This is a genomic window from Actinacidiphila sp. bgisy160 (genome assembly GCF_965342435.1).
In the GTDB taxonomy this organism is placed as follows: Bacteria; Actinomycetota; Actinomycetes; order Streptomycetales; family Streptomycetaceae; genus Actinacidiphila.
The window spans coordinates 16,955-29,542 of the sequence record NZ_CBDRCM010000077.1; the positions used below are offsets into that span (position 1 = coordinate 16,955).

Sequence of the window (12,588 nt, forward strand, 5' to 3'; positions counted from 1 at the left end):
GATGGTCGTCGAGTTGATAGCCGCAGTGCTCTCGGCAGGAGCGTTGTACTTCGTGGCCGGGGCCCGAGTGGTGCAGCAGTTCGAGCGAGGCGTGGTGTTCCGGCTCGGCCGGGTCAGGGGCGGGGTGCGGAACCCCGGATTCACCATGATCGTTCCGATCGTCGACCGGATGCGGAAGGTGAACCTGCAGATCGTGACGATGCCGGTGCCCGCCCAGGAGGGCATCACGCGCGACAACGTCACGGTCAAGGTGGACGCGGTGGTCTACTTCAAGGTCGTCCACGCCGCCGACGCGATCATCAACGTCGAGGACTACCGGTTCGCCGTCTCGCAGATGGCGCAGACCTCGCTGCGCTCGATCATCGGCAAGAGCGACCTGGACGACCTGCTCTCCAACCGAGAGAAGCTCAACCAGGGGCTGGAGCTGATGATCGACAGCCCGGCCATCGGCTGGGGCGTGCAGATCGACCGCGTTGAGATCAAGGACGTCTCGCTGCCAGAGACGATGAAGCGCTCGATGGCCCGCCAGGCCGAGTCCGAGCGGGAGCGCAGGGCGCGGATCATCAACGCGGACGCCGAGTTCCAGGCCTCCAAGAAGCTCGCCGACGCCGCCGCGGTCATGAGCGACACCCCCGCCGCGCTTCAGCTGCGCCTGCTGCAGACGGTCGTCGCCGTCGCCGCGGAGAAGAACTCCACGCTGGTGCTGCCCTTCCCGGTGGAACTGCTGCGCTTCCTCGAGCGCGCCCAGCCGGGTCCCCATCCGGCCGTCGAACAGCCGCGTGCGGCCACACCCGCCGGGCCGTCCGTACCCGCGCCCATACCGGAAGCCGCCGCCGAGGCGCACCCGGGCGGCGGGCCGCCGGAGGACGACGCCGAGGAGCTCTCCGCCGATCTTCGCGAAACCCTCGCGGCGGACCCGCTGCTGGACGCGGTCCGGCCGCAACGGCCCCCCGACGTCAGCTGAGCCCGCCCTCCGCCGGCGGCACGTCCGGTCGCGGCACGTCCGGCCGCCAGACGTACGGAACGGTCACCGCCACCGGCAGCAGTCCGAGCCGGGCCAGGATCGGGGCGCTGTCCACGGACGCGTCGACCTGCACGAAGCGGTGACCGGCCGCGACCGCCAGCCGGGCCCGGTGCGCCACCGTCGCGCGGTAGGCGCCCCGCCCCCGCCAATGCGGCAGGGTGGAGCCGCCCCACAGCGACACGAAGTCGGTGCCCTCGTGGAAACGGGTCCAGCCGGCGCAGACCACCGTGCCGTCGGCGGTCTCGGCGACGACCACCGCGCATCGGTCGCCGGGCCCCGACACCTCGCTCTCCAGCATCCCCGGCAGCCAGTCGTGAGGCACCCCCCAGACCGTCTCCTCCATCTCCTGGACGCGCTCGAAGTCCGCCCGTGAGGTGACCTCCCGCAGCGCGAGGCCCTCCGGCAGCACCGGGGCGGCGGTCAGCGCCGCCGCCTCGCCGACCAGCACCGTCTCCGGTTCCTCCGGCACGAAGCCGGCCGCGGCCAGCCGGTCCGGCAGCCCCGCGGGCAGGTCGTGGGCGTGGTACTTCCACTCCACCGGCATGCCCAGCGCGGCGTAGTGGTCCCGCTGCCGGGCGATCAGGGCGTCCAGCACGGGGCCGTCCAGCCCGCCGAGGTCGCGGTAGTCGAGGAACCCCGCCTCCCCGTGCCGGTAGGTCTTGCGCAGCAGGGGGCCGTCGCGCTCCACCGACTCGTACCGCGAGAGGCCGGCGGGGACACGGGCGCGCAACTGCCGGTCGTGGGCGACGCGGTACTCCAGCGCCACGGGGGAGAGGTCGAAGGTGCTCATCGGGCGGATTTCACCACAACGGCGACCCGGCCGCGAGTGAATCGGGCGTGGTGAACACAACGGGGCGGGCCCGCGTATGTCAGGCGGAACGACGCTTCCCCTGCGCCCGACGATCCGACCTGTATCCCCCCACAGGAGGTCACGAGTTGAAGCACAAACAGATAGCCAAGCGGGAGATCGTGTTCGTCATGGCCGGTGCCGCCGCCATCGCGGCGGCGGCCGTACTGCTGCCCAGCGCCAACGCGTCGCAGTCCGCCGCGCAGGGCCCGGACGCTTCCTCGCCGAAGCGGTTCACCGCCGCGGCCGCCGCGGAACTCGCCTCGCGACTCGGTTCGGAGTTCGGGCCGTCCGTCGCGGGGGCGTACTACGACGCGGCGAGCGGGCGGCTCGTGGTCAACGTGGTCGCCGGGGACGGCGACGACGTGGCGGCGCGGGCCCGGGAGGCCGGCGCAGCCACCCGGACGGTCGAGAACAGCGCCGCCGAACTGACCTCCGCCGCACAGACCTTGAAGCAGCGCGCCACGATCCCCGGCACCGCCTGGGCCGTCGACCCCCGGACCAACCGGATCCTGGTCACCGCGGACCGCACCGTGGCCGGCGCCAAGTGGGACACCCTGGAGTCCACCGTGCGGTCCCTGGGCGGCGGCATGGCCCGGCTCCGGAAGTCCGCGGGCGAGTTCAAGCCCCTCGTGGCCGGCGGGGACGCCATCTTCGCCGCCGGGGCGCGCTGTTCGCTGGGCTTCAACGTCGTCAAGGACGGCGCCCCGGCCTTCCTCACCGCGGGCCACTGCGGCGTCGCCTTCGCGAACTGGTCGGACAGCCAGGGCGGGGCGCCCGTCGCGACCGTGCGGCAGGCGACCTTCCCGGGTGACGGCGACTTCGCCCTCGTCACGTACGACGACCCGAACACACAAGCGCCCAGCCAGGTGAACCTCGGCAACGGGCAGGCCCTGGCCGTCAAGGGGGCCGCGGAGGCGGCCGTGGGCCAGGAGGTGTTCCGGATGGGCAGCACCACCGGGCTGCACGGTGGCACGGTCCTGGGGCTCGACGCGACGGTCAACTACCCGGAGGGCACCGTCACCGGGCTGCTCCAGACCGACGTCTGCGCCGAGCCGGGCGACAGCGGGGGCGCGCTGTTCACCCGCGACGGCAGCGCGATCGGCCTCACCTCCGGCGGCAGTGGGGACTGCCAGGCGGGCGGGGAGACCTTCTTCCAGCCGGTGACCACGGCGCTGGCCGCGGTCGGCGCGCGACTCGGCTGACGTCCACGTGGCTCAGGCGGGCCCCGGGCTGCGGCGGAGTCCCGGGGCCCGGCCGTGCGCGACCGCGGCGCCGCCGGTCCCGGTGGTCAGCGGAACCGGCGGTGCAGGGGGAGGACCGTCACCGTCGCGCCGACGTGCACGGCCCGGCGCGCCGGGCGCGGCGCCTTGGTCTCCTCGTGCAGGCCGACCAGCAGGGCCGCCAGTCGGTGCCGGAAGTCGTCCCAGACCTCGGCGTCCTCGTCCTCCGGGTACCGGGGGGTCCGCGCGCCGCACGGCGGCTCCACCAGACCGGCGGCGGCGAGGCGGCGCAGGTGACTCACCATGCGCAGCCGGCCGGGGTGCGCCACGGGTCTGGGGATGGTGTCGGTCGCTGTCATGGCGGTCAGTAAATCGTGTCGTCCCCTTGCCCTCGCAACCCCTGAGCAGCCACCGGGGTGCCGTCCGTGTGACGTGGGTTGACGCGTGGGACAAGGGCAACCCCCTGTGACATCGGGACGTGACCAATCTCGCACCGATGCGGTGTTTGGGCCGTCCGGGAGGGCGCGTAGCCTCGCCCCTCAGACGCCCCCGCCCGCCCCTCCGCACGAGAGGCCGCCGCTTCCGCAGCCTCCGCCGCCCCCGCTCTTCCAGTGGTTGACGCCGTAGAGGCTCTCGGTCCTGTCGTGCCGGGCGAGCAGTCCGGCTTCCCTGGTGAAGTGCGGGACGGCCAGCCGCAGGGCCGGGTCGCCGTGCAGGGCGACCGCGAGCAGGACCGACTCGGGCGACGCCCTGCGGCTTTGTGGACGCGGAAAACGCTCCTGGGCCCGCCGGAGGGCCTGCCGGCCGGCCCGGGTCCGGCGGGGCACCGCCCACAGGGCGAGGGCCGCGGCCACCGGCACGGCGGAGACGGCCGCCCGGAGCGGCGGCTCCCAGCCCGTCGGGAGTCCGGTCACCAGCCCCGCGGCCACGGTCAGCACGGCCGCGCACGCCAGCACGCGCGCCGCGCGCCGACGCCGGTCGCGCCGGATCAGCCCCGCGTCGGTCAGCCGCTCGCGCAGGACGTCCGTCTCGCGCCGCACCCGCCGGGACACGGCGACGGTGTTCACCCCCGTGGGCCGGTACAGCGCCTCGTAGACGGCCAGTTGCAGCGGGTGCGAGAGCCCCTGCAGCGGCCCGGAGATGCGCGCGGTGCGGTGCGCGCCGGCGTCCACCGTGCCGCGCAGATGCAGTGCGACCAGTGCGACGACCACCGCGCCGCGGCGTCCGTCGCGCAGGTAGGCGGCCTCATAAGGGTCCGTCACCTCGCCGGCCGCGGTGCCCGGGGCCCGCAGCAGCGCCCCCGCTGTGACGATCAGCCCCGTCCCGGCCATTGGATATGTCCACGTGAGCCATGACATGTCCCACCACCCCCTGCGGTCGGTGTGCCCGCGGGCGGGACGATCACGCGCTGTTTGAGGAAGGCCAGAGCTTTTCGGCGTAGCGTGGCGGCCGTGACGGATCTGGTGGCACGGACTTGTGACCGTATCGACCGGCTCGACGCCCGGATCAAGGCGTTCGTCCGGGAGCCGGACCGGCGGGGCCGGCTGGCGGCGGAGGCGGCCACGGCACCGCCGGGTGTGCTGTCCGGGGTGATGGTGGGTGTCAAGGACATCGTCCGGATCGACGGGATGGACACCAGGGCGGGCTCCGCGGTGCCGCCGGAGGCACTGGCCGGGCCGCAGGCACCGCTGGTGGACCGGCTGCGGGCGGCCGGGGCGCTGGTCGCGGGGAAGACGGTGACGGCCGAGTTCGCGGTGACCGCGCCAGGACCGACCCGCAATCCGCACAACACCGCCCACACGCCCGGTGGTTCGAGCAGTGGCTCGGCGGCCGCGGTGGCCGCGGGCATGGTGCCGCTGGCGATCGGGACGCAGACCGTCGGCTCGGTGGTCCGGCCCGCGGCCTACTGCGGGGTGGTGGGCTTCAAGCCGACCTTCGGAAGGGTCCCGGTGGACGGGGTGATCGCCAACGCCCCGAGCTTCGACACGGTCGGGGTGCTCGCCGCGGACGTCGCGGTCGCGGCGCGCGGCGCGTCCGTCCTGTGCGACGACTGGCGGGAGCGGCCGGCCGGCGACGGCGAGCCGGTGCTCGGCATACCCGTCGGCCCGTACCTGGACCGCGCCGGGGCGGAGGCCCGGGAGGCCTTCACGGCGCACGCCAAGCGGCTGGAGGCGGCGGGCCGGACCGTGCGCGAGGTGCCGCTGATGCCCGACTTCGAGGCGGTGGTACGGCAGTTGTACGTCATGAACCGCTACGAGGTGGCCCGTACGCACGCCGACTGGTTCCCCCGGCACGGCCACCTCTACCGCGAGCAGACGGTCGCCGCCATCCGCGAGGGCCACGCCATCGACCGCGACGACTACGAGCGGTCCGTGGGCGAGCGCCGGGTCTTCCGCGAGCGACTGCTGGAGGCCATGGGGGAGGTCGACGTCTGGCTGGCGCCGTCCGCGACCGGCCCCGCCCCGTTCGGCCTGGGCAGCACCGGCGACTCGGTGATGTGCCTGCCGTGGAGCAACGCCGGCTTCCCCGCGGTGAGCCTGCCCGCCGGGTACGCCGCGAACGGCCTGCCGCTCGGACTGCAGGTCGTCGGGCGACCCGGCGAGGACGAGGAACTGCTGCGGTGGGCGGCGGAGTTCGCCTCCGTCGTCAAGCCTCGGTGAAGACCAGTTCCTCGACCGGGACGGTCATCCGCACGGTGTGGTCGCCGGTCACCTCGACGACGTGGTGCAGCCCCCGCACCTGCGCGCGCGGGGTGTCCGAGGACAGGATCCGGTAGCTGTCGGCCGCCCCGGCCAGGAAGGCGCGGAAGGCGGCGAGGGAGGGCTCGCCGAGCGCGAGGTGGTCGAAGAGCCGCCGGAAGAGCTTGGGGACGAGCACCACGTCGTCGGTGAGCGAGGAGAGCCCGGTGACCTTCGCGCCGCTGGTGCTCACGTCGCCGGGCCACAGCCCCCTGCCCGCGTCCCGGGCCTGCCGGGCGACGTCGGTCAGCTCCCGGCGCAGGTCCTCGTAGAGGTTGCTGTAGAAGGTCGGGTAGGCCAGGCCCTCGGCGATCAGGTGGTGGTTGACGGTGGCGCGCAGCAGCGGCACGCCGACCGTGACCTCCTGGCCGCTCCTGGCCGCTCCTGGTGCCCTCCGGCGGTGCGCCCCGGCCGGCCAGGGCGACGCAGCGGCCGTGCACGTCGACCCCGCCGGTGAGGATCCAGCCGGGGACGGACACGGGGGGTGGCGGCGGCCGCCCTCTCGCCGCCGGGCTCGCGCTCCACGGCGGTGAAGCCCAGCCACCGCAGCAGCTCGTCCCGGGCCGCGTGGGCGAAGGGCAGCGGCTGGTGGGCGGGGCGGAGGTGCGCCCGTAGTGGGTCTCCAGCGCGTCGACGGCGTCGAGGCGCAGCTTGCCCCGGCAGGAGTTGGTGAGGTCGAGCCCGAGCCCGCCCCTGACGCGGTTCCAGTCGGGGTGGCGGGTGGGGACGAAGCCCACGGTGTCCCCGTCCGGTTCGGTGTTCTCTATCCGGAAAGAGCCCTTGACCAGCAACATCGGCATGGCGACTCCCCGTCGGGGTGTGAGCGTCGGTGACGTCCTGTGCAGGAAACCGCGCGCAGGGTGATGGCGGAAGGGATCCGGCGTGTCGTCGTACACGTGTTCGACAAGTGGTCTATGGTGGGTGCGGAGGGTCCGGAAGGGGGGAGACGTGAGCGGTCGGAGGTGCGTATGGCGGGATTCACGCACCTGCACACCGTCTCCGGCTTCTCGCTGCGGTACGGCGCCTCGCACCCCGAGCGGCTCGCCGAGCGCGCCGCCGAACGGGGGATGGACGCGCTGGCGCTGACCGACCGGGACACGGTGGCCGGAGTGGTGCGCTTCGCCAAGGCGTGCGCGCGGGCCGGGGTGCGGCCGCTGTTCGGCGCCTCGCTGGCGGTGCCGGCGGCGTACGTGGCGGAGGGCGCCACCCCTCAGGCCGGCCCGCCGGCCGCCCGGCGGCGCACCCCGGTGCGCGGCGGGGCCTTCGTGCCGGAGGCGACCGACCGGGCGGTGTTCCTCGCCCGGGACCGCCGCGGCTGGGGCGCGCTGTGCCGGCTGATCAGCGCCGCCCACGCCACCGACGGCGGTATCGGCTGGGAGGACCTGGGCCGGGAAGGGCTGTTCGTGCTGCTCGGCGCGGACTCCGAGGTCGGCCGCGCGCTGGCGGCCGGACGCCCCGACCGGGCCGCCAGGCTGCTGCGCCCCTGGCGCGAGGTGTACGGGGACGCGCTGCGCCTGGAGGCCGTGCACCACGGCCGCACCGGCACCGGGTCCGGCTCGCTGCGGCTCGCCGCCCGCACCGTCGGCTTCGCCGCCGAGCAGGGCGTCGTCCCGGTGCTGACCAACGCCGTCCGCTACGCCGACCCCGGCCAGGGGGAGGTGGCCGACGTCCTGGACTCGGCGCGCCGGCTGGTGCCCGTCGACGTGCGCGACGCGGGCGGCCTGGACAGCGGTGAGCGCTGGCTGAAGGACGCCGGGGACATGGCGCGTACCGCCGAGCGGGTCATGGAGGCGGCCGGCTTCACCCGCGGCGACGCCCGCCGGCTGCTGCGGGCCACCGAGGAGACCGCCGCGGGCTGCGCCGTCGACCCGGAGGAGGACCTGGGGCTCGGGCAGGTGCACTTCCCCGAGCCGGAGGTGGTCGGCGCGGGCGCCCGCACCGCCGACCGCGTGCTGCGCTCGCGCTGCGCCGCCGGGATGGTCCGCGAGGGCCACGACCGGGATCCGGAGTACTGGGCGCGGCTCGACCACGAACTGCGGATCATCGAGCGGCTCGGCTTCGCCTCGTACTTCCTCACCGTCGGCCAGGTCGTCGACGACGTGCGGGAGATGGGCATCCGGGTCGCCGCGCGCGGCTCGGGCGCCGGCTCGCTCGTCAACCACCTGCTGGGCATCGCCGCCGCCGACCCCGTCGAGCACGGCCTGCTCATGGAGCGCTTCCTGTCCGGCCGGCGCACCTCCCTGCCCGACATCGACATCGACGTGGAGTCCGCCCGCCGGCTGGAGGTCTACCGGCGGATCCTGGACCGCTTCGGCGGCGAGCGGGTCGCCACCGTCGCCATGCCCGAGACCTACCGCGTCCGGCACGCGGTGCGCGACGTGGGCGCCGCCCTCGGGATGGACCCCGAGCAGACCGACCGGCTGGCCAAGGCCTTCCCGCACATCCGGGCGCGCGACGCGCGGGCCGCGCTCGCCGAACTGCCCGAGCTGCGGCAGGTGGCGGGTGAGGACCACGGACGGCTGTGGGAGCTGGTCGAGGCGCTGGACGCGCTGCCGCGCGGGGTCGCCATGCACCCCTGCGGGGTGCTGCTGTCGGACGCCGGGCTGCTGGAGCGCACACCGGTCGTGCCGACCAGCGGCGAGGGCTTCCCCATGTCGCAGTTCGACAAGGACGACGTCGAGGACCTCGGGCTGCTCAAGCTCGACGTGCTCGGGGTGCGCATGCAGTCCGCGATGGCGCACGCCCTGGACGAGGTGGAACGGACCGGCGGCGGCCGGATCGACCTGGACCGCATCCCGCAGGGCGACCCCGCCACGTACGAACTGGTCCGCTCCGCCGAGACGCTGGGCTGCTTCCAGATCGAGTCCCCGGGTCAGCGCGACCTGGTGGGGCGGCTGCAGCCGGCCACCTTCCACGACCTGGTCGTGGACATCTCGCTCTTCCGTCCCGGGCCGGTCGCCGCCGACATGGTGCGGCCCTTCATCGATGCCCGGCACGGCCGCAGGCCCGTCCACTACCCGCACCCCGACCTGGAGCCCGTGCTGCGTGAGACCCATGGAGTCGTCGTCTTCCACGAGCAGCTCATCGACATCATGTGCGTCATGACCGGCTGCGACCGGGGCTTCGCCGACGAGGCCCGGCGCGCCCTGTCGGACGAGGCCCGGCAGGGGCGGCTGCGGGCCTGGTTCGCGGACGCGGCCCGGGGGCGCGGTTACTCCCGCGAGGTCATCCGGCACACATGGGAGATCGTCTCGGCCTTCGGCGCGTACGGCTTCTGCAAGGCGCACGCCGTCGCCTTCGCCGTGCCGACCTACCAGTCCGCCTGGCTCAAGGCGCACCATCCGGCGGCCTTCTACGCCGGGGTGCTCACCCACGACCCCGGGATGTACCCCAAGCGGCTGCTGCTCGCGGACGCCCGGCGGCGCGGGGTGCCGGTGCTGCCGCTGGACGTCAACCGGTCGGGCGCGGCCTATCGAATCGAACTGGTGTCCGGTGAGGGGGATGGCGAGGAGCTGTGGGGGCTGCGGCTCGCGCTCTCCGAGGTGCACGGCATCAGCGAGGCCGAGGTCGCCCGGATCGCCGCCGGACAGCCCTACTCCTCCCTCCAGGACCTGTGGGAGCGCGCCCGCCCGAGCCGGGCCGCCGCCGAACGACTGGTCCAGGTCGGCGCGCTGGACCCCTTCGGGGGCAACCGCCGCGACATGCTGCTCCAGGTCGCCGAAGTGCACCGGCAGGGCCGGGCCTCCGCGTACGACGGCCAGCTCACGCTGACCGGAGGGGAGGGCGAGCCGGCGTTCGCGCCGATCGGCCTGCCCGACATGGACGACGGCGAACGGCTCGGCGCCGAACTCGGCGTCCTCGGCATGGACGCCTCCCGCCATCTGATGGACGACCACCTCGCCTTCCTGGCGGAGCTGGGCGCGATCCCGGCGAACCGGCTGCGCGAGGTGCGGCACGGCGAGACCGTGCTGGTCGCCGGGGCGAAGGCGGCCACCCAGACCCCGCCCATCCGTTCCGGGCGCCGGGTCATCTTCACCACCCTCGACGACGGCTCCGGCCTGGTCGACCTCGCCTTCTTCGACGACAGCCACGAGGCCTGCGCCCACACCGTCTTCCACTCCTGGCTGCTGCTGGTCCGCGGGGTGGTCCAGCGCCGCGGCCCGCAGAGCCTGTCCGTCGTCGGCGCCGCCGCCTGGAACCTCGCCGAACTGGCCGAACTGCGCAAGGAAGGGGGCCTGGAGGCCGTCGCGGCACGCCTGGCCGAGACCCCGGGCGAGCCCGCGGAACTGCCCGCGCCCCCGCCCGAGGGCCGCCGGGTCCGCATGTCCACCGGTTACGAGATGCACCCCTGGGCCGATCTGCGGCCCGCGGGCGAGGGGGCCCCGACCGGCCGCAAGCTGTGGCACTCCAGTCCGGGGAGCGCGGGACGATGAACAGCCGACCGGAGATCTCGCACGTGCTGTACGTGCACTTCCACGCCGCCGAGGCGCTGTACGAGCGACTCCTCGCACTGCTCGGCGGCTTCACCCCCGTCGTCCAGGCGCTGCCGCCCGACGCCGCGCTCGCCGACGTCCGCGGGGCGCTGCGCTACTTCGGGCGCGACGCCGCCGAACTGGCCACGCTGCTGAGGGTGCGGCTGCTCGCGCTCCACGGCGTGGACTGCACCATCGGCGTCGGCCCGAACCCGCTGCTCGCCCGGATGGCGGCGCAGGACGGACCGGAGGGCGCGGTGCGCGCCGCGCCCACCGACCCCGCGGCCGTCGCGGCCTTCCTCGCCGAGCGTCCGGTGGCGGCGTTGCACGGCGTCGGCCCGGCGACGGCACGGCAGTTGGGCACGTACGGCCTGGACACCGTAGGACGGGTGGCGGCCGCGCCCCTGAGCACCCTGCAGCGGATCCTGGGCGCCGCGGCGGGCCGCAGGACGCACGAGCGGGCCCGCGGCATCGACCCGGCCCCGGTCGTCCCGAACGCCCCCGCCCACTCGGCCGGGGCCGAACGCCGCTTCGGCCACGACGAGCTGGACCCGGTGCGGCACCGCCGCGCCCTGCTGTCGCTCACCGAGGAACTGGGCTCCTCGTTGCGCGCGTCGGGCCGGGTCGCGCGCTCACTGACCCTCACCGTCCGCTACGCCGACCGCTCCACGACCACCCGCACCCGCGCGCTGCCCGAGCCCACCGGCCACGGCACCGCCCTCGCCGAGGCCGCGTACCGGCTCTACGAGGGGCTGGGACTGCAGCGCGCCCGGGTGCGCGGCCTCGCGCTGCGCGCGGAGGGGCTGACGGACGCCGGTCTCGCGACGCTGCAGCTCAGCCTGGACCCCGGGGACGAGAAGGCGCGCCGGATCGAGGCCGTCGCGGACCGGGCGCGGGCCCGTTTCGGCCCGCGGGCGCTGATGCCCGCGACGCTGTCGGGCGCGGCCTGACGGCCCATTATCACATCGACGTGAAGCCGACGTGATGAATTCTTTACCCACCGGTAGCTGGCGACGTTTGTTACTCCTCCGTAAATTGACGGAAGCTCAGCATTCTGGTGATCCGGATCACAGGCTGCACGGGAGCCAGTCATTCCCCCACCTGCGAGGAGATCGCTCGATGCTGCCCATCAGACCGCGATCAGCGCTCCGGCTCCTCTCCGCGCTGACTCTCACCGCCGCCCTCTTCGCCACTCCCGTCCTGGCGGACACCACCACCGCCGCTCTGGCGAAGGCCCCCGCGTCCGCCCCCGAGGTCACGGCGACCATCGCCGCCGCGACCGCCGCCGAGGCGACCGCGAGCAGCGGCTGGAACAACTGGTCCTGCAAGCCGTCCGCCGCCCATCCGCGGCCCGTCGTCCTCGTCCACGGCACCCTCGGCAACTCCATCGACAACTGGCTCGGCCTCGCGCCCTACCTGGTCAAGCGGGGCTACTGCGTCTACTCCCTCGACTACGGCCAGCTGCCCGGTGTGCCCCTCTTCTACGGGCTCGGCTCCATCGCCGCGTCCTCCCAGCAGCTCGCCGCCTACGTCGACCGGGTCCTCGCGGCCACCGGCGCGGGCAAGGTCGACATCGTCGGGCACTCCCAGGGCGGCATGATGCCGCGGTACTACATGAAGTTCCTGGGCGGCGCCCCCAAGGTGAACGCGCTCGTCGGCATCGCGCCCAGCAACCACGGGACCGACCTGGGCGGGCTGCTCAAGCTGCTGCCCTACTTCCCCGGCGCGGCCGAGGCCATCGAGCACCTCACCCCGCAGGGACTGACCGACCAGATGGCCGGATCGGCCTTCCTCACCAAGCTGAACGCCGGGGGCGACACCCTCCCCGGCGTCCGCTACACGGTGATCGCGACCAAGTACGACGAGGTCGTCACGCCGTACACCACGCAGTTCCTGTCCGGCCCCGACGTACGCAACGTGGTGCTGCAAGACCTGTGCCCGCTCGACCTGTCCGAGCACGTCCTCGTCGGGCTGACCGACCGCATCGTGTTCCACGAGACGGCCAACGCCCTGGACCCGGCGCACGCCACGGCGACCGACTGCGGGGACGTCTTCAGCTGACGGCCCGCCTCAGCCGGTCCCCGGCCGCCGCCTGCGGGCGGCGGGCAGCAGCACCGGCGCACCGGGCGGGACGGCGGTGGCACCCGCCGCCATCAGCGAGGTCGTGCCGGTGCTGCCGTTCCCGGTCTCGGCGAGGTCCGCGCCGGCCGGGGGTGCGGGGCCGGGAGGCCGGTCGCCCGGCGCGGGCCGAGTGCCCCCCACGCACGTCGGCGGGGGGGGGGGG

General features: G+C 74.5%; 10 protein-coding genes and 1 pseudogene. 6 read left to right on the top strand and 5 right to left on the bottom strand.

Translation table 11 applies throughout. The features are described 5' to 3' along the window. Window position 1 precedes the first annotated feature (1 nt). Window positions 2-964 carry a slipin family protein gene (locus tag ACRWNP_RS34405; RefSeq protein ID WP_431968500.1) on the top strand — a complete coding sequence of 321 codons (963 nt, stop codon included), beginning with the start codon at window positions 2-4 and terminating at the stop codon, window positions 962-964. On the opposite strand, the gene ACRWNP_RS34410 is transcribed toward ACRWNP_RS34405, so the two are convergent. After that, entirely contained in the window at window positions 957-1,814 is an 858-nt protein-coding gene (locus tag ACRWNP_RS34410) for a GNAT family N-acetyltransferase (RefSeq protein WP_431968502.1), read from the bottom strand. The genes ACRWNP_RS34405 and ACRWNP_RS34410 overlap by 8 nt on opposite strands. A 146-nt stretch (window positions 1,815-1,960) precedes the next feature. Here ACRWNP_RS34410 and ACRWNP_RS34415 point away from each other — a divergent pair, with 146 nt between their 5' ends. Continuing rightward, window positions 1,961-3,076: a S1 family peptidase gene (locus tag ACRWNP_RS34415; protein ID WP_431968504.1), complete on the top strand. Its 1,116-nt coding sequence runs from the start codon at window positions 1,961-1,963 to the stop codon at window positions 3,074-3,076. Window positions 3,077-3,162: 86 nt separating this feature from the next. Here ACRWNP_RS34415 and ACRWNP_RS34420 read toward each other — a convergent pair whose 3' ends face one another. Both ACRWNP_RS34420 and ACRWNP_RS34425 read right to left on the bottom strand, forming a co-directional pair. Next, window positions 3,163-3,453, bottom strand: coding sequence for a hypothetical protein (locus ACRWNP_RS34420; protein ID WP_431968506.1), 291 nt, complete (start codon window positions 3,451-3,453; stop codon window positions 3,163-3,165). A gap of 180 nt (window positions 3,454-3,633) precedes the next feature. Beyond that, the gene (locus ACRWNP_RS34425; RefSeq protein ID WP_431968508.1) at window positions 3,634-4,425 is read right to left on the bottom strand and encodes a TIGR04222 domain-containing membrane protein; all 792 of its coding nucleotides are present in this window, start codon (window positions 4,423-4,425) and stop codon (window positions 3,634-3,636) included. Window positions 4,426-4,545: 120 nt separating this feature from the next. Here ACRWNP_RS34425 and ACRWNP_RS34430 point away from each other — a divergent pair, with 120 nt between their 5' ends. After that, on the top strand, window positions 4,546-5,754 hold the full coding sequence (locus tag ACRWNP_RS34430) for an amidase (RefSeq protein ID WP_431968510.1): 1,209 nt from the start codon (window positions 4,546-4,548) through the stop codon (window positions 5,752-5,754). Here ACRWNP_RS34430 and ACRWNP_RS34435 read toward each other — a convergent pair. Next, window positions 5,741-6,181, bottom strand: a complete 441-nt coding sequence (locus ACRWNP_RS34435; protein ID WP_431968512.1) for a hypothetical protein — start codon at window positions 6,179-6,181, stop codon at window positions 5,741-5,743. The genes ACRWNP_RS34430 and ACRWNP_RS34435 overlap by 14 nt on opposite strands. A 619-nt stretch (window positions 6,182-6,800) precedes the next feature. Here ACRWNP_RS34435 and ACRWNP_RS34440 point away from each other — a divergent pair. The 3 genes from ACRWNP_RS34440 (at window position 6,801) to ACRWNP_RS34450 (ending at window position 12,365) form a co-directional block, all read left to right on the top strand. Next, complete coding sequence (locus tag ACRWNP_RS34440) at window positions 6,801-10,265, top strand: DNA polymerase III subunit alpha (protein WP_431968514.1); 3,465 nt, start codon at window positions 6,801-6,803, stop codon at window positions 10,263-10,265. Further along, window positions 10,262-11,254, top strand: a complete 993-nt coding sequence (locus ACRWNP_RS34445; RefSeq protein ID WP_431968516.1) for a DNA polymerase Y family protein — start codon at window positions 10,262-10,264, stop codon at window positions 11,252-11,254. The genes ACRWNP_RS34440 and ACRWNP_RS34445 overlap by 4 nt, the downstream gene beginning before the upstream one ends. 169 nt (window positions 11,255-11,423) lie before the next feature. After that, on the top strand, window positions 11,424-12,365 hold the full coding sequence (locus tag ACRWNP_RS34450; protein ID WP_431968518.1) for an esterase/lipase family protein: 942 nt from the start codon (window positions 11,424-11,426) through the stop codon (window positions 12,363-12,365). Window positions 12,366-12,374: 9 nt separating this feature from the next. On the opposite strand, the pseudogene ACRWNP_RS34455 reads toward ACRWNP_RS34450, so the two are convergent. Beyond that, window positions 12,375-12,588, bottom strand: a pseudogene (locus tag ACRWNP_RS34455) (LAETG motif-containing sortase-dependent surface protein); the annotation flags it as partial.

Excerpts from the sequence above, each read along its gene's own strand:
- ACRWNP_RS34425 (WP_431968508.1), bottom strand. The coding sequence starts at position 4,425 with ATGGCCGGGACGGGGCTGATCGTCACAGCGGGGGCGCTGCTGCGGGCC.
- ACRWNP_RS34410 (WP_431968502.1), bottom strand. The coding sequence starts at position 1,814 with ATGAGCACCTTCGACCTCTCCCCCGTGGCGCTGGAGTACCGCGTCGCC.
- ACRWNP_RS34445 (WP_431968516.1), top strand. The coding sequence starts at position 10,262 with ATGAACAGCCGACCGGAGATCTCGCACGTGCTGTACGTGCACTTCCAC.
- ACRWNP_RS34440 (WP_431968514.1), top strand. The coding sequence starts at position 6,801 with ATGGCGGGATTCACGCACCTGCACACCGTCTCCGGCTTCTCGCTGCGG.
- ACRWNP_RS34405 (WP_431968500.1), top strand. The coding sequence starts at position 2 with ATGGTCGTCGAGTTGATAGCCGCAGTGCTCTCGGCAGGAGCGTTGTAC.
- ACRWNP_RS34420 (WP_431968506.1), bottom strand. The coding sequence starts at position 3,453 with ATGACAGCGACCGACACCATCCCCAGACCCGTGGCGCACCCCGGCCGG.
- ACRWNP_RS34450 (WP_431968518.1), top strand. The coding sequence starts at position 11,424 with ATGCTGCCCATCAGACCGCGATCAGCGCTCCGGCTCCTCTCCGCGCTG.